15 protein-coding genes and 10 tRNA genes are annotated in these 14,893 nt (G+C 44.9%); 12 read left to right on the forward strand and 13 right to left on the reverse strand.

Going from position 1 to position 14,893, the window contains the following annotated elements:
* Positions 1-104 precede the first annotated feature (104 nt).
* The 3 genes from SP90_RS14260 (at position 105) to SP90_RS14270 (ending at position 1,650) form a co-directional block, all read left to right on the forward strand.
* Positions 105-302, forward strand: coding sequence for a hypothetical protein (locus tag SP90_RS14260; RefSeq protein ID WP_066857755.1), 198 nt, complete (start codon positions 105-107; stop codon positions 300-302).
* Positions 299-493: a hypothetical protein gene (locus SP90_RS14265; protein ID WP_066857758.1), complete on the forward strand. Its 195-nt coding sequence runs from the start codon at positions 299-301 to the stop codon at positions 491-493. Before SP90_RS14260 ends, SP90_RS14265 begins: the two co-directional genes overlap by 4 nt.
* Positions 494-633: 140 nt before the next feature.
* The gene (locus SP90_RS14270) at positions 634-1,650 is read left to right on the forward strand and encodes a hypothetical protein (protein WP_066857761.1); all 1,017 of its coding nucleotides are present in this window, start codon (positions 634-636) and stop codon (positions 1,648-1,650) included.
* Positions 1,651-1,853: 203 nt separating this feature from the next.
* Here SP90_RS14270 and SP90_RS14275 read toward each other — a convergent pair.
* The 3 genes from SP90_RS14275 to SP90_RS14285 all read right to left on the reverse strand — a co-directional run bounded on the left by SP90_RS14275 (position 1,854) and on the right by SP90_RS14285 (position 3,240).
* A tRNA-Ser gene (locus tag SP90_RS14275) sits at positions 1,854-1,948 on the reverse strand.
* Positions 1,949-2,010: 62 nt separating this feature from the next.
* Positions 2,011-2,571, reverse strand: coding sequence for a tRNA adenosine(34) deaminase TadA (gene tadA / locus SP90_RS14280; RefSeq protein WP_082936469.1), 561 nt, complete (start codon positions 2,569-2,571; stop codon positions 2,011-2,013).
* Positions 2,572-2,574: 3 nt separating this feature from the next.
* Positions 2,575-3,240 carry an LOG family protein gene (locus SP90_RS14285; protein WP_066857764.1) on the reverse strand — a complete coding sequence of 222 codons (666 nt, stop codon included), beginning with the start codon at positions 3,238-3,240 and terminating at the stop codon, positions 2,575-2,577.
* 195 nt (positions 3,241-3,435) lie between these two features.
* On the opposite strand from SP90_RS14285, the gene rsmD reads away from it, so the two are divergent.
* From rsmD to SP90_RS14325, 8 genes are all read left to right on the forward strand, one after another.
* Positions 3,436-4,008: a 16S rRNA (guanine(966)-N(2))-methyltransferase RsmD gene (gene rsmD, locus SP90_RS14290; protein ID WP_066857767.1), complete on the forward strand. Its 573-nt coding sequence runs from the start codon at positions 3,436-3,438 to the stop codon at positions 4,006-4,008.
* Complete coding sequence (gene coaD, locus SP90_RS14295; RefSeq protein WP_066857770.1) at positions 3,984-4,493, forward strand: pantetheine-phosphate adenylyltransferase; 510 nt, start codon at positions 3,984-3,986, stop codon at positions 4,491-4,493. The genes rsmD and coaD overlap by 25 nt, the downstream gene beginning before the upstream one ends.
* A gap of 5 nt (positions 4,494-4,498) precedes the next feature.
* Positions 4,499-5,419 carry a tRNA (adenosine(37)-N6)-dimethylallyltransferase MiaA gene (gene miaA, locus SP90_RS14300; protein WP_066857773.1) on the forward strand — a complete coding sequence of 307 codons (921 nt, stop codon included), beginning with the start codon at positions 4,499-4,501 and terminating at the stop codon, positions 5,417-5,419.
* Between the two features lie 254 nt (positions 5,420-5,673).
* Positions 5,674-6,597: a hypothetical protein gene (locus SP90_RS14305; RefSeq protein ID WP_066857776.1), complete on the forward strand. Its 924-nt coding sequence runs from the start codon at positions 5,674-5,676 to the stop codon at positions 6,595-6,597.
* A gap of 99 nt (positions 6,598-6,696) precedes the next feature.
* Positions 6,697-7,614, forward strand: a complete 918-nt coding sequence (locus SP90_RS14310; RefSeq protein ID WP_157471330.1) for a hypothetical protein — start codon at positions 6,697-6,699, stop codon at positions 7,612-7,614.
* Positions 7,615-7,788: 174 nt separating this feature from the next.
* The gene (locus SP90_RS14315; protein WP_066857782.1) at positions 7,789-8,409 is read left to right on the forward strand and encodes an OmpH family outer membrane protein; all 621 of its coding nucleotides are present in this window, start codon (positions 7,789-7,791) and stop codon (positions 8,407-8,409) included.
* A gap of 274 nt (positions 8,410-8,683) precedes the next feature.
* The gene (gene glpX, locus SP90_RS14320) at positions 8,684-9,655 is read left to right on the forward strand and encodes a class II fructose-bisphosphatase (RefSeq protein WP_066857785.1); all 972 of its coding nucleotides are present in this window, start codon (positions 8,684-8,686) and stop codon (positions 9,653-9,655) included.
* Positions 9,656-9,788: 133 nt separating this feature from the next.
* Positions 9,789-10,691: a DMT family transporter gene (locus SP90_RS14325; protein ID WP_066857788.1), complete on the forward strand. Its 903-nt coding sequence runs from the start codon at positions 9,789-9,791 to the stop codon at positions 10,689-10,691.
* A 154-nt stretch (positions 10,692-10,845) separates the two neighbouring features.
* Here SP90_RS14325 and SP90_RS14330 read toward each other — a convergent pair.
* The 9 genes from SP90_RS14330 to SP90_RS14370 form a co-directional block, all read right to left on the reverse strand.
* Positions 10,846-10,922: transfer RNA gene (locus SP90_RS14330), tRNA-Arg, on the reverse strand.
* 441 nt (positions 10,923-11,363) lie between these two features.
* Positions 11,364-11,440, reverse strand: a tRNA-Arg gene (locus SP90_RS14335).
* Between the two features lie 441 nt (positions 11,441-11,881).
* Positions 11,882-11,958 (reverse strand) — tRNA-Arg (locus SP90_RS14340).
* A 206-nt stretch (positions 11,959-12,164) separates the two neighbouring features.
* Positions 12,165-12,241 (reverse strand) — tRNA-Arg (locus SP90_RS14345).
* 212 nt (positions 12,242-12,453) lie between these two features.
* A tRNA-Arg gene (locus SP90_RS14350) sits at positions 12,454-12,530 on the reverse strand.
* Between the two features lie 211 nt (positions 12,531-12,741).
* Positions 12,742-12,818: transfer RNA gene (locus SP90_RS14355), tRNA-Arg, on the reverse strand.
* Positions 12,819-12,839: 21 nt separating this feature from the next.
* Positions 12,840-12,916: transfer RNA gene (locus tag SP90_RS14360), tRNA-Arg, on the reverse strand.
* A gap of 224 nt (positions 12,917-13,140) precedes the next feature.
* A tRNA-Arg gene (locus SP90_RS14365) sits at positions 13,141-13,217 on the reverse strand.
* Between the two features lie 207 nt (positions 13,218-13,424).
* Positions 13,425-13,501, reverse strand: a tRNA-Arg gene (locus SP90_RS14370).
* Positions 13,502-13,971: 470 nt separating this feature from the next.
* Between SP90_RS14370 and SP90_RS14375 the strand changes: the two genes are divergently transcribed.
* Positions 13,972-14,637 carry a phosphoadenosine phosphosulfate reductase family protein gene (locus SP90_RS14375; RefSeq protein ID WP_066857791.1) on the forward strand — a complete coding sequence of 222 codons (666 nt, stop codon included), beginning with the start codon at positions 13,972-13,974 and terminating at the stop codon, positions 14,635-14,637.
* On the opposite strand, the gene SP90_RS14380 is transcribed toward SP90_RS14375, so the two are convergent.
* Entirely contained in the window at positions 14,634-14,843 is a 210-nt protein-coding gene (locus SP90_RS14380) for a dual CXXC motif small (seleno)protein (RefSeq protein ID WP_066857794.1), read from the reverse strand. The genes SP90_RS14375 and SP90_RS14380 overlap by 4 nt on opposite strands.
* Positions 14,844-14,893 lie beyond the last annotated feature (50 nt).

The raw sequence follows: 14,893 nt of genomic DNA on the forward strand, positions 1-14,893 counted from the left end.
CCTTAACGGGAAAAACCTCCCGCCGTTCTGTGAGACGGTTTCGAGCTCCCGACCTTTTTATATTGAAAGGGTCAACTCGAAAAAACTCACAGAGGAGTTGCCTCATGGCACAATCAATCACCATTCCAACCGGAATGCTTCCAAGCATGGACGAGCTGCGCGACGCAGCTGCAACGCTCCAACAGATTCGGAAAGACACTTCCGCAACAGAAAACAGCATTGCTCTGGACTACCTTGCAGACAAGCTTATCGAATTCGCTGGCCGCATAGATAATGGGGTAGCGCGGAGGGTAGCAGCATGATTGAGCAAGTAGAACATGAACAACCAGATCACGTAATGAATCTGTATGAAATCGCCCGGTCTCTCAGATACATGCACGAGGACTGCGGCGAGAAATATCCAGAGCTTGTATTCATCTTAAAAAGCATGGAAAAATCTGTAGACGATGCTGCCGCCCATTTCGACGGAATGGAAGAAAAGATACCAAAGTAGAAAGACAACAGAATGGAATTACAAAGCCCCCTGCCTTAGTAGGGGGCTTTTTTGTTGTAATAAAAATACGTTGCGTTGACGCAGAGTTGTGACGAGAGTAATGTCTAGGGCTTAAATGAAACATATTATCTGGAGTTTAAATGAAGGGCTTGGTTAAAAAATATGGGTATGTGGTTGGTGGTATAGTAGGCCTTGTACTTTTTTTTGAACATTACGAGGAAACAAAAAAGCTGGCCGCAGGGGTACCCTTACTCAACGATTTAATGGGTAGTCTGCCAGTAATTGCAACGATAATTACTGGCTTTGGTGTGCTGTGGTTTCAGCGAAAGCAGGAAGCTGAAGAACGTGCGAAACGTACCTTACTAGCTACAGCATATCGTCTCGGAGCTCAGTACGGCGCTGTTGTGAGTGTTTTCTGCTTAGCAGTTGAAAAATGGTTGGGTGATAGGAGCGTAACTTTCGGAAAGTTTCCTATAATGGGTGATCGGCACCGAATGGATATATCCGAATTGGCAGCTATAGATGGTCAGAGTAAGGTGTTGACTGAGTTAATTTCAGTAGAAGATGGTTTATCAAGTATGCGGGTGAATATGGAGGGGATAAACCAGCTGATAGACATGGCCAATGTTGCTGCACCAGCTCGAAAGGTTCAGGTTAGAAATGAAATAATCGCAGCTGTTAAGGAGTGTCTGGTGATTGTCATTGATAGATCGAAGGAATTTAAAGACGTCGCAGTTCGTTTTAACAGCGAATTAAAAGAGCGTGGTAAAAACGTTGAGATTGATACAAAGAGTATTGAAGAGTTGATAGGCAAAGCTGAAGGCCTTCGCATGGTGTTTGAACGGGTTCAAATTGATCAAAGCCCATCTTCTGTAAGGGCTGTGCTTATGCTAAGAGAAGACGAAATTGTATACAAACATATAAATGGCGTTCAACAGTCGTGTAATGTTCTTCAGTTACTTGCTGGTGGTGTTGATCAGTTAGTGCAGATTACTTCAGAAGAGTACGGTATTGAAGTCGGAGAGGAGTTGAGGCTGGTGCTACTCAGTTGGTTAGCAGATCAGCAAAGAAAATTGTATATTGAGCTCCAAAAGGAAGCTACGAGAGTTGAGCAGGAAAGGAAAAAGTCTGCACCAGATTTTGATGAAGCTAGTTAAAAAACTCCACCCCTGAATAAAAATCACTCCTCCGCTCCCGCCTTCGAGCTTTTTTTTGCGTTTTTTTTGCAATTAGCGAGGGGTGCAAAACAGGGGGGGGGGGCAGAACCCGCCAGTATTGGGTTTTGTGATGGTTTCGCAATTCCTTAAAAAAGGGTTTCCGAAGAATTTGTGCTCTTCAGAAACCCATTAGAATCGTGATTTGGCGGAGAGAGAGGGATTCGAACCCTCGTTAGGCGGTTAAACCTAAGCACGATTTCGAGTCGTGTGCGTTACGGCCGGACTTCGCTACCTCTCCGTTATTCTTTTTTAAGTAATTTTATATAGCATTGCAAGGTGATGCGTGAAAGATGTCTGTGCCTATGATGCAGGGCAGGGTTTTTGTGCACCTTTTGCAGCTTTAATTTCTTTTCTGCGCTTTTTGAAAAATGCGGAAAGCATGCTGCTGCATTCTTCCTGTAATACTCCGGACGTGTGCCAGATTGCATGGTTGTGCAGTGGAAGCTCACAACTGTTTAGCTGTGAGTCTATTGCACCGGTTTTGTGGTCAGGCGCGCCATATACTATGCCTTTGATGCGGGCATGTACCATAGCGCCGCTGCACATAAGGCAGGGTTCCAGCGTTACTACGAGCACTAAATTTTCAGTTCGGTAGTTTTGCAGTTTTTGTCCTGCTTCGCGAAGAGCAAGAATTTCAGCATGGGCAGTGGGGTCGTGGTCGGTGATTGTTCTATTGTATGCTTTGGCAACAATAGTCCCGTCCGGTGCAACCAGCAGGGCGCCTACTGGAACTTCCCCTATGGCTTCAGCTTTTTTTGCTTCTTCCAAGGCTATGCGCATGAGTGCATCCCAGCTCTCCCATCCTTCGGGCAGAGCGGTGAGTGCGTCGTAGCAATGCTCAAGTTCACGTCTGGTCGTCATGTATTACCCTTGCAGGCTCGGTGAGTGTTCCATGATGTACTGAACTACTTCTTCCGGTGAATCCAGAACAACCATTGCGTCCAGCTCATCTTCACCAATGTAGCCGGAGGAAACCATCTGGTCACGAGTCCAGTCTAATAATCCGTTCCAAAATTCGCTCTTGTAGAGGATAATCGGGAACGGTTTAATTTTGTTTGTCTGGCGCAGGACAAATGCTTCTGTCAGTTCGTCCAGAGTGCCGAAGCCTCCCGGCATTACCACGTATGCAAGTGCATATTTGATGAACATGAGTTTGCGCACAAAAAAGTACTTGAAATTACACTGAACATCTATAAATGGATTAGCACCCTGTTCCATCGGAAGTTGGATACAAAGGCCGACGGATGTGCCGTTTGCTTCCTGAGCACCCTTGTTGCCTGCTTCCATAATGCCGGGGCCGCCGCCTGTGATGACGCCGTAACCTGCCTCGCACAGGAGCCGTGCAATTTCTTCAGCTTCCTGATACATAGGGTGGTCTGACGGGGTACGCGCAGAGCCGAAGATGGATACGCAGTTTGTGATGTCACTCAGGTTTTCGATTCCGTCCACAATCTCAGACATAATGCGGAAAAGTCGCCATGATTCCTGCGTGGACAAGGAATCAATTACATATTGTTTCGCTGTGCTCATTGTCGCTCCGTAAGCTGGTCTGGGGAATAGTCATTCGTCAGACTTGGAAATTGTTATCGCAACGTGTAATCTACGTGAATACGCGCAACCGGTTCTGTATCGGTAAGCAATTGTTGTTTATAGTATGGCAAGAAAGAAAAAGTAAATATACCCTTCTGCTAAGATTTTAGGGTAGTGTAAGGATATTATATAGTTATGCGCATTATCGCAGGTGAGTACCGTGGACGCGTACTCAAAACCACAAGTGCACCGGGATATCGTCCGGCAACTTCAAAGGTGCGTCAGGCATTATTTTCTATGCTGGAAGCACGTGGTGTGTATTGGCCGGAGTGCCGTGTTCTGGACTTATTCGCCGGTAGCGGTTCATTAGCTTTTGAAGCATTGAGTCGCGGTGCTGAAGAAGCATGGTTTGTGGAGATGAACAAGACCGCAGCCAAGCTGATTAACGAAAACGCGCAGAAGATTGGAATTCCGACAAGCCGCTACAGTGTGATGGCAGAGGATTTGTTTAAGATTATCTCCCGCCGTGCTGCTGAGCCGTTTGATCTTATTTTTATTGACCCACCATACGGCAAAAACTTTTTAACTCCTGCCATGAAAGCAGTGCTTAGAAACGGATGGCTTGCGGAAGGCGGTATTATTTGCGCTGAAGTGGAAGCAAAGCTCGATCTTCCGCCGGAAGCTGATCATTCTGAACTCGAACTTATTGCCAACAGGGCATATGGCCAGACAAGGATTCTGCTATGGACAACAGAGGAGAGCGAGTAGCTGTTTATCCCGGCACATTTGATCCTATGACAATGGGACATGTGAGTCTTATTAAGCGCGGCTGCGAGATTTTTGACCATGTAATTGTTGCGGTGGCTAATGACACCCCGAAGACACCGTTGTTTTCAATTACAGAGCGTGTGGCAATGGCGGAAGAAGTATTTAAAGATACTCCGCAGGTTACTGTTGAGCCTTTTTCCGGTCTGCTTGTGGAGTATGCGGAACGCCGCGGTGCACACGTTGTGCTTCGCGGACTGCGTGCGGTTTCTGATTTCGAGTATGAATTTCAGCTTGCTTTAATGAACCGTAAACTCAAGAAGCATATCCAGACTGTCTTTTTGATGACAGACTACCAGTGGCTGTACATCAGCTCCACCATTGTTAAAGCAGCAGGCAAGCTTGGCGGTGATATTAAAGGACTTGTGCCGGACAATGTGTATCGTCAGCTACGCGAAAAATACGGGTACCCGTACCCGCTGAACTAGAGAATATGTCGAAAAAAATTCCTATAGTCTGTCTGGTGGGCCCGACCGGTGCCGGAAAAACTGCCGCATCGTTTAATCTGTGCCGTACGTTTAATGGTGGTGTGATTAATCTGGACTCCAGACAGGTGTACCGTGACTTTCCTATCATCACTGCACAGCCGACAGCAGAAGAACAGCAGGTTTGCCCGCATAAGCTCTACGGTTTTTTGAAAACCGAGGACAAAATTGATGTGGGTAAATTTATGGATATGGCTACTGACGCTATCCATACAACCCGTGAAGAAGGTCTGCTGCCTATGCTTGTGGGCGGTACGGGCTTTTACTTGAAAGCGTTGCTGGAAGGTCTGGCGCAGATTCCGCGAATCGACCAGTCATATACGGACGATACAGAGGCAGAAATGGCGGAACGCGGTTCCGCCCCGATGCATGAGGATTTGATTAAAATTGATCCTGATTATGCTGCTAAAATCCACTTCAACGATAGCCAGCGTATTTGCCGCGCTCTTGCTGTGTACAGGGCTACTGGTAAGACATTTACATGGTGGCATGCGCAGCCAATGACACCGACCCCGTTCCGAGGTGTGCGTTTAGGGATAGATGTAACGCTGGATGAATTAACGCCTTTGCTGGGTAAACGAATCGACCTGATGCTCGAAGCTGGAGCCATTGAAGAAGCCCGTGAAGCGCTGAAACATAATGATGACCCTGAATCGTTCGGGTGGTCGGGAATCGGCTGTGCTGAATTGTATCAGTACATCACCGGCTCAATGTCGCTGGAAGATTGTAAAAAGCTGTGGCTTAAAAATACTCGTGCATATGCAAAACGACAGCTCACATGGTTCAGAAAAGATAAAGAAATCATCTGGGTAAAACCGAAAGATTTTGAAAGAATGAATCAAGAGGTTGCCCGTTTTCTGGCTGAGTAAGCCGGAGCAGACTGCTGCTTGTTTCTGACAGACGAGTTGATGTCGTTTGCAACGAGGCAGCATTTTTGTATTTGAACTACACAAAGAGAGTCGCGATAGATTGTTGAAAGGGTGAACTGTGAAAATGGTTCACCCTTTTTGTATTGTAAACAGGTGTGAACGAGTTGTGCAATAAGTGCAATATGTTGACGGGGCGTTCTTTTTGTGGTGATGAGGTTGCTCAAAATAATATAGCACGTTGTATAGAGGAATGTATGCGTAAGATTACGGTTTTGCTTATAGTGTTACTCTCGTTTTTATGGACTGGTTGCAGTACCGTTCACCAGAAATCACCATCAGATTTACTTACAGCATCACGCATGTCAGAAGCTCCATCTCAAGCTTTTACAGTGCGTTTTCCTCATGTTTTTATTGATAATACTCCTGTTACAAAGAAGCATATTAAAGATGCTGTGTTTGCTTCCCTCGAAACCAAGTTGAATGCGCAAAATCGAACTGACGTAGAAGGGGATTGGTGCATTTTTACCTTCTCCCGTTTGGAGTGGGTAAGCGAGAACGTATTGAAAATAGAAAAAAAGCGTTCTCTGCGAGCAGATGCAAAAGAGATCGGATCGCTTGTGCGGACATACTCTATGAAGTTATACATCGCTCATGATGCAGAAAAGAATGAGTTTGAAGTACGGCTGGTTCCAGAGAATATTGTCTCGGAAAATGCAACGGAAGGTTACTCTTCGCAGCTGACAGGCGATGTTTATGCACCTTCACAATATGACAATGCGCAGCTGCCAGCGTTCACGTCGGGCGGTCAGGACGCGCAAGTAGTTGATGTAGTTTCTGCGACTGCTCAGGACTTGGTGGATTACAATAAGAACCTCATCCATTACACAAAACAAAAGAAAGAGACCTTTTCAACAACGCTTGATGGTGACCCGATTTTGCTGCGAAAGCTGTTTGCAGACTATCTTGAGGATCATGAATCAGGCGCAGTTGTTACAGAAAAGGGTGTCTATTACGCAGGAAAGCAGCTTGTCTGCATTGTTGAGTCAGACAATGCCATTACGTACCTGTGCGATCTGGATATTCCCGAAGAAGTTGGACTGCAAGGGACAGGGCATAGGCAGGCAGGTGCAGAGTGGTATATTCTGTCGCTTGTTAAGCGTTATCTGACTCTTTCGTAATCAGTTTGTTTTGTTCATTCCATAATAGCCAACGAGAATTCAATGAAGAATAGTCTTTGCGTACTCTGTTGTATTTTCATTTTGTGCGTATCATCCAGTATGGCATCTGCTTCTGAAGGGCGCGTTTCTTATCGAATGTTACAACATAATGTTGGTGCAACAACGTTTTATGCTGCAACTACCTTTGAGGATGGAACTTCTGTTTCTAAGCAAATGCTAAAAGAAGCCTTTGCCCGCATGATGGCATGGAAGTATGTAAATAGTAATATAGTATCAAAGTATGAAACGTATTCTATTTTTAAAGAAGTGTTTTCAACATGGGCAGAAGATAATAGTGCCACAGTAACTCTTGCTCAATATTTATACAAAAATGGAAAAGTTCTTGATATGATCAAGACTACATATATTTTTGATGTACAATATGCGTATGATACAGAAAAACAAAAGCATAAAATACATTGTATTGTAAATGATATGGCTGTAGAGAATAGTTCTCACAAAATGCAGCGTATTGTTAGTAGATACGGCGGATATCAGTTTTGGCCGCCTTTAGCGAAAGCACAGGATAAATTTGTGTTACAGGCGTTTAATAAAGAGGCATCAACTCTTTTGAATACGTTTGTACAGTATAAAAAAATGGAAAAGTATCATTACGAAACCATAACCAGTCTTGATATACAATTTATCCGGCAGATGCTGCGACAGCAATTGCCAGAAAAACGTACTGCTCTGCGCGTGACAGACGATGGCGTCTTTTGGGGAGATACCCCTATAGTCACCGTGACAGAAACGGATGGCGGGCATCGTATAACAATTGATTTCGATGTGCACTACACCGTTACGCATCGTGGGCGAAAGGTGGCATTGCGTGATTCTGTACCATTCAATTACCTGCGTGAAACGGTTGCCAAGTCATTGTCGCGCGGTACGTATAAGCAGGTTGATGTGCAGGCAATTAATAAATATTCAATGCAGGAATATTTAGAGCATATTTCCGGTGTTCCGTTTCATGAATAGCGGGAAATGTGCCAGTAGAGCTACGTTGGATTATTTTCTCGGTAACTGGCCGTTAAAATGCAATTAAATCCTTGGGAAAATTCGTAAGGTACTCTATTTTTACATTGCGGTGCTAATTTTGTTCTTTGTTTACTAGTAAATAACATGTGGTATCAATACCCTCCGGAGATCTCGATGAAAAAGATTATTTTATTATGTGCAGCTGTTATGTGTGTAGCCCTCATTGGGTGTACTCAGGATACGACTACAGGTTCCTCTGACGCGGATGGTTCTCCAAAGATCGCTGTTGTTGATCCCGCAAAAGTTTTTCAGGATAGCAAGCCGGGGAAAGACGGTATGGCATACTTGGAAAAAGTAAGTGCTGAAGTTCAGAAAGAGTTTCAGGATCTCCAGCAGAAAGCAGCACAGGGTAAAGGTCAGAGCCCGGAAAGCGTGAATGATATTCAGGCAAAAGTTGCTAAAATTCAGGAACGTGTGACTGCAGAACAGCAGATGGTTGTGAATAAGTTGAATGAGCTGTTCCAGAAAGTGCTTGAAAAGTACCGTAATGAAAAAGGTGTTGCGGTGGTAATCCCTGCTGAGCAAGCTCTCAGTTATGATGCTTCTGCTGATGCAACTGCTGATATCGTCGCAATGATGGATAAAGAAGATGTAACTTTTGAAACACCGATGCCTGCTCTTGAAAAAGAAAATCCGGGTGCTGTGAAACAGGGTGAGACAAAAGCGGACGACGCCAAGAAAGATGCGGCTAAGCCGGAAGCCGCACCAGAAAAGAAATCTGACGCTAAACAATAAGTTTTTGTAAAAACCCTACTGGTATTTGCCGTAGGTTAATAGTATACGACTGGGAGATCGCTGGGATGCGGTCTCCCTTTTTTATTCAAGCGGTAAAAGCTTGATGACGCGTGCCTCCTAGGGTAAACAATCCGCTGACAGGCAGTTGCCTGCAGGCGCGCTGCGTTTTTTATTTTTTGCAGTTTCAAGCGTAGTGATGTTTCACACGCTTAGCTAATAATCCGCCACACATATATTTTATGTGTATCAGCAACTTATATTTGGAGGAGACCTGATGGAAGCCGCCCATAGAAACCTTGCTTTAGACCTTGTCCGCGTTACAGAAGCAGCAGCATTGGCATCCGGCCGCTGGCTCGGCAAGGGAAAGAAGAACGAGGGCGACGGTGCAGCCGTTGATGCAATGCGTTTAGCCTTTAATAATCTGTACCTTTCCGGCACAGTTATTATCGGAGAGGGTGAGAAAGATGACGCACCTATGCTGTACAATGGTGAAACACTCGGTATGGGCAAAGGCCCGCAGGTAGACGTTGCTGTTGACCCTGTAGAAGGGACTAATCTGCTTGCATACGGTCGTCCTAATGCAATCTCCGTTGTTGGTACTGCTCCGGCAGGCACTATGTACAACCCTGGCCCAAGCTACTACATGCAGAAGCTCGTAGTACCGCCAGCAGCAAAAGATGTTGTAGATATTGATGCTCCTGTTAAGGAGAACCTGAATAATATTGCAAAAGCTCTCGGCAAAGATGTTGATGACCTTGTAGTATTTGTTTTGGATAAACCGCGTCATGAGCAGCTTATTACGAAAATTCGTGAAGCAGGTGCTCGTATTCAGCTGCATACAGACGGCGACGTTGCAGGTGCGCTCATGGCTGTCGACCCACGAAGCGAAGTAGACGTGATGATGGGTACCGGTGGTACACCGGAAGGTGTAATTGCAGCCTGTGCGATCAAAGGTGTTGGCGGACAGATTTTCGCTCGCCTCGATCCTCAGTCATATGTTGAAAAAGAAGCAATTCTTGAAGCTGGTATCGACCTTCGTGAAATCCATACTGTGAATACACTTGTACGCAGTGATGAAGTGTATTTTGCAGCTACCGGTATTTCCGGTGGAACATTCCTCCGTGGTGTTCAGTACACTGGTAACGGCGCAGTAACTCACTCTATGGTTATTAAGGGCCATAGCGGGTCTATCCGTTACCTCGAAAGCATCCATAACTGGGATCGCGTTCGTCCGGAAGGTTTATAAGTTATTTTTGTGTTTCAAAAAGGCTGCTTGAATAAAGCAGCCTTTTTTTTGTGCTACGTTTTTATGGTAGGCTGTCAATTTGAGCTATAGAGTAACCAAGCCCGTTAACTAGATAGTTTGGAAAGGTATACGAATGCAGATTCTTAAGGCGCATGGATTGGTTTTACTCGCAACACTGTTAATCGCAGGTTCTTTTTTAGCGTCCGCGAATGTTACAGGGCAGGTGCATCCTGTTTCTCTCAATCTGCTTCGTTTTGTTATCGCAACCAGTTGCGTTTTGCCTGTTGTGTTGATGAATAAAAATTATCGAAAGCAGATCCCTTTAGTATTCCCACGATCTTTTGTGATCAGCTTTTTTTATTGCGGGTATTTTGTATGTCTGTTTGCAGCGCTATTAACCACAACTGTACTTAATACCGGTACGCTGTATACATTAACCCCGTTTGTGACAGCCGTGTTCAGCTTTGTTTTATTAAAACAACCGATCGGGTTGAGTCGTATTTTTGCGTATACTCTCGGGGCGGCAGGAACCTTGTGGGTGATATTCGAAGGGAATATTGAAGCGTTTCAGAGATTGACTCTTAACGCAGGCGATCTCATTTTTATGCTCGGAGTGCTTTCAATGTGCGGCTACACGATTTCTATGAAATTGCTGTATAAGCAGGATAGCGTTGCTGTGTTGACTTGCTGCACGCTTATTGGGGGAACCCTTTGGATGGCACTAGCAGTGCTCATGTTAGGAATTCCATTGCAGTGGAATTTACTTACGACCGGTGAATATGCAAGTATGATATATCTTGCCATTGGTACAACGCTGGTCACCTCATACTTGTATCAGAAGGCTGCAACTGTTTTGTCACCTAACAATTTAACGGCGTATATTTATCTTAGTCCAGCATTTGTTGCGCTGCTTAACTGGGGTGTTAACGGTAAAACAGTATCAAATACAGTAATGCTAGGTGTCGCATTGTCAGTTATTGCAACGTTATTTTTGCAAGTGATGAGCTTTGCAAAGAATAAAACAGTAGGGCGCTAGAGTGCGCTATATGAATGGTAAAGTAAAACGCCCCTGATGATATCTTTCATCAGGGGCGTTTTTGAATGGCTAGATTGCAGTGCTCTTGAAGGATAGCTTGCTTGTTTCGAATAAAAAAAAGCTGTCAGTTAAAACTGACAGCTTTTATATGCAGTGGCGGGGATGGGAAGATTCGAACTCCCGACCAACTGGTTCGTAGCCAGGTACTCTATCCAACTGAGCTACATCCCCGCAAGGTTTGTGCTGATTTCCTCAGCGCGAGAAGAGATATATGCCTCTAAGCCCCGATCGTCAAGCACTTTATGAAAAAAGTGTTACAAAGAATTGGTATGTTGTTGACGGTAGACTGTTGGTCAGTATCGCCTGTCAGGGTGCTTTTCGTAATGATTACCTCTGGTGATTTTCAGGGGGACGTTACGAAAATAATGAGGAAGAGAAGTAGGAAAAATACAAAATCTTATCTAAGCCGTTCTAGCCTTGCTCTGGGTTAAGAAGTCTATTGGGGCATGGTTCTGTGTGGAATTGTGTTTTTATTCTTTTATACTAAGAACCTGAAGTACGTTGAGAAGGTGGTTTTTGCGAAAAAATTGCAGTGGGTGATACGAGGCGTGAAATAGATGAAGCGCACAGCAAAAAAAAGACTGTCAGTATGACTGACAGCCTTGCTTACCATGGCGGGGATGGGAAGATTCGAACTCCCGACCAACTGGTTCGTAGCCAGGTACTCTATCCAACTGAGCTACATCCCCGCAAGGTTTGTGCTGATTTCCTCAGCGCGAGAAGAGATATATGCCTCTAAGCCCCGATCGTCAAGCACTTTATGAAAAAAGTGTTACAAAGAATTGGTATGTTGTTGACGGTAGACTGTTGGTCAGTATCGCCTGTCAGGGTGCTTTTCGTAATGATTACCTCTGGTGATTTTCAGGGGGACGTTACGAAAATAATGAGGAAGAGAAGTAGGAAAAATACAAAATCTTATCTAAGCCGTTCTAGCCTTGCTCTGGGTTAAGAAGTCTATTGGGGCATGGTTCTGTGTGGAATTGTGTTTTTATTCTTTTATACTAAGAACCTGAAGTACGTTGAGAAGGTGGTTTTTGCGAAAAAATTGCAGTGGGTGATACGAGGCGTGAAATAGATGAAGCGCACAGCAAAAAAAAGACTGTCAGTATGACTGACAGCCTTGCTTACCATGGCGGGGATGGGAAGATTCGAACTCCCGACCAACTGGTTCGTAGCCAGGTACTCTATCCAACTGAGCTACATCCCCGTCTCGATCATGCTACTTCCGCGCATTGCTGCGTTACTTCAAAAACGTCACCCTCTCACATATGTAGTATATGCTTCGATCTTGCCGTTTTTTCGTGCCTTGCACTGCACGAAATTATCATAATCGTATATATAATGATGTTTCCATCATTTGGGGAGGGCATATTACCCTCAAAAAGCGTCTGCGTAGCAGTCGCATATAATCAATGGCGGGGATGGGAAGATTCGAACTCCCGACCAACTGGTTCGTAGCCAGGTACTCTATCCAACTGAGCTACATCCCCGCATGAAGTTGACCCAAATTAGCACATTGCTGCGTTACTTCGTTGTTTTATAATCCTCACATATGTTGAATATGCTGCGGTTTATAAAACAACTCGTGCCTTGCGCTGCACCAATTTGTTTCAATTCACTATATATAATGATGTCTCCATCATTTGGGGAGGGCATATTACCCTCAGAAAAAGCGTCTGCATAGCAGTCGCGTATAATCAAATGGCGGGGATGGGAAGATTCGAACTCCCGACCAACTGGTTCGTAGCCAGGTACTCTATCCAACTGAGCTACATCCCCGCATGAAGTTGACCCAAATTAGCACATTGCTGCATCACTTCGTTGTTTTATAATACTCACATATGTTGAATATGCTGCGATTTATAAAACAACTCGTGCCTTGCACTGCACCAATTTGTTTCAATTCACTATATGTAATGATGTCTCCATCATTTGGGGAGGGCATATTACCCTCAAAAAAGCGTCTGCATAGCAGTCGCATATAATCGAATGGCGGGGATGGGAAGATTCGAACTCCCGACCAACTGGTTCGTAGCCAGGTACTCTATCCAACTGAGCTACATCCCCGCATGAAGTTGACCCAAATTNTGGCGGGGATGGGAAGATTCGAACTCCCGACCAACTGGTTCGTAGCCAGGTACTCTATCCAACTGAGCTACATCCCCGCATGATCCCTGAAAGACAGCAATGTTTTGAATCAATCAGGTTTCTGGAAATTTGTTTGTGACCTTCCGTCACAGCGAGAGGGGGTATATGTCCAACCCTCATCAAGGTCAAGCAGTTTTTCAAAAAAACTTTTGAGTAAACTCATGTAGTGCGCTAGCTGTGATTACTTTCTCTTTGGAAGAAAAACGCCTGTCAGAAAAACTGACAGGCAGAATAATCTAAATGGCGGGGATGGGAAGATTCGAACTCCCGACCAACTGGTTCGTAGCCAGGTACTCTATCCAACTGAGCTACATCCCCGCACTCGATCATGCTACTTCCGCGCATTGCTGCGTTACTTCAAAAACGTCACCCTCTCACATATGTAGTATATGCTTCGATCTTGCCGTTTTTTCGTGCCTTGCACTGCACGAAATTATCATAATCGTATATATAATGATGTTTCCATCATTTGGGGAGGGCATATTACCCTCAAAAAGCGTCTGCGTAGCAGTCGCATATAATCAATGGCGGGGATGGGAAGATTCGAACTCCCGACCAACTGGTTCGTAGCCAGGTACTCTATCCAACTGAGCTACATCCCCGCAATAGGTACGTCGCTAGCAACGTGAGGAGGGTTATATGCAGCATCCTTCAGTCCGTCAAGCCGAAATTGAAAAAAACTTGAATGTTCCCTGAATAGTGAGATGCCCTTCGGGGACTATATAATGATAGAAGATTGGATAAGGCCAGATCGCTTGTTTTTGTCGCATTGGTAATTAGCACTTTTTGGCTATTGCCTACAGTGAAATAAGCAGGTAGGTGAGCACTGCCTTTGTTGTGCTTGTGGCACAACAGGTTATAGAGACATTGTTGTAAAAAAATACACAATATTGATTCTCTATATCTGTATATAATCACTCTTGATTTTGGGTAACATCAGTCTGATAAAAAAGAATAAAACCACTTTCTATCTCAGTTTGGTATCAAGTTCTTGGTCTCTTATAAATGTGAGCAAGGTTGGTATAGTGGCATGCTGATGTTAACCATTATGAGCTATTAACTAGAGAACATTATGCTCGAAAAGAAAATAGAAGCTGCACGCAATGAACTCAGGCAAATTGCTGCAGAATACGGAGCTGACAATATTTCCGTGGCATGGACCGCAGGAAAGGATTCAACGGTTACCCTGCATCTGTGGAAGGAAGTGTTAGCCGAAATGGGTGTAGAGCGCGTTACGGCTCTTAATATCGACACTGGTTGTAAGTTCCCGGAAATACTGAATCAGCGCGACATGTTGGCGCAAGCATGGGGTATTGATTTAACCATTGTCCGCCCTGAGGTGGATATGGCACAGTACCCTGTAGCACAGGATAAAGTGTCATGCTGCGCTGATCTTAAAGTTGAACCGTTGAGCAGGGGCGTAAAACAGCAGGACATTGAAGTGCTGCTAACAGGTATTCGTAAAGATGAGCATCCTGACAGGGACCGTCCTATGCGTGAGCAAAGAGACCGGCCTGCCTGTCTTATGATGCATCCAGTACTGGACTTTAGTGAAATGGATATCTGGGCGTATACTATGCAATTTAATCTGCCTTATTGCCCATTGTATGATGCCGGATATCGTTCTTTGGGATGCATGCCATGCACAGCTCCTTGTGAAGAAGGAAGTGAACGTTCCGGTCGTGATGGAGATAAAGAGGCAAAGATGGATATGCTCCGCAGCCTTGGATATTTTTAGACTCTGTCGCAGTAAACGCCTTCCATAAAAGCTTCCAGAGCGTCATCCATTTCACGCAGGTATGCCGCAATATCGCTTTTTTTACCGCAATGGCTGCATTCCATATATACGTGCTGGCAGCTGCGCTTAACCGTGAGAGGCTTTTTGCACTCTTTGCATGGAATGGTCGTTTGAGCGCTGCGCTTCCAGCTTGAAGAACCCCACATATGATAACTCCATTCAGGCTGCTAAAACCTTAGAGCCTGAGTCGTTGATG

This window comes from Halodesulfovibrio spirochaetisodalis (assembly GCF_001672295.1).
GTDB classification, from domain to species: Bacteria; Desulfobacterota; Desulfovibrionia; order Desulfovibrionales; family Desulfovibrionaceae; genus Halodesulfovibrio; species Halodesulfovibrio spirochaetisodalis.

Bases quoted from the DNA above. Each gene is read 5' to 3' on its own strand.
- SP90_RS14375 (WP_066857791.1), top strand. From the start codon at position 13,972: ATGCTCGAAAAGAAAATAGAAGCTGCACGCAATGAACTCAGGCAAATT.
- coaD (WP_066857770.1), top strand. From the start codon at position 3,984: ATGGACAACAGAGGAGAGCGAGTAGCTGTTTATCCCGGCACATTTGAT.
- glpX (WP_066857785.1), top strand. From the start codon at position 8,684: ATGGAAGCCGCCCATAGAAACCTTGCTTTAGACCTTGTCCGCGTTACA.
- SP90_RS14270 (WP_066857761.1), top strand. From the start codon at position 634: ATGAAGGGCTTGGTTAAAAAATATGGGTATGTGGTTGGTGGTATAGTA.
- miaA (WP_066857773.1), top strand. From the start codon at position 4,499: ATGTCGAAAAAAATTCCTATAGTCTGTCTGGTGGGCCCGACCGGTGCC.
- SP90_RS14325 (WP_066857788.1), top strand. From the start codon at position 9,789: ATGCAGATTCTTAAGGCGCATGGATTGGTTTTACTCGCAACACTGTTA.
- SP90_RS14260 (WP_066857755.1), top strand. From the start codon at position 105: ATGGCACAATCAATCACCATTCCAACCGGAATGCTTCCAAGCATGGAC.
- SP90_RS14265 (WP_066857758.1), top strand. From the start codon at position 299: ATGATTGAGCAAGTAGAACATGAACAACCAGATCACGTAATGAATCTG.
- tadA (WP_082936469.1), bottom strand. From the start codon at position 2,571: ATGACGACCAGACGTGAACTTGAGCATTGCTACGACGCACTCACCGCT.
- SP90_RS14305 (WP_066857776.1), top strand. From the start codon at position 5,674: ATGCGTAAGATTACGGTTTTGCTTATAGTGTTACTCTCGTTTTTATGG.
- SP90_RS14310 (WP_157471330.1), top strand. From the start codon at position 6,697: ATGGCATCTGCTTCTGAAGGGCGCGTTTCTTATCGAATGTTACAACAT.
- SP90_RS14380 (WP_066857794.1), bottom strand. From the start codon at position 14,843: ATGTGGGGTTCTTCAAGCTGGAAGCGCAGCGCTCAAACGACCATTCCA.
- rsmD (WP_066857767.1), top strand. From the start codon at position 3,436: ATGCGCATTATCGCAGGTGAGTACCGTGGACGCGTACTCAAAACCACA.
- SP90_RS14285 (WP_066857764.1), bottom strand. From the start codon at position 3,240: ATGAGCACAGCGAAACAATATGTAATTGATTCCTTGTCCACGCAGGAA.
- SP90_RS14315 (WP_066857782.1), top strand. From the start codon at position 7,789: ATGAAAAAGATTATTTTATTATGTGCAGCTGTTATGTGTGTAGCCCTC.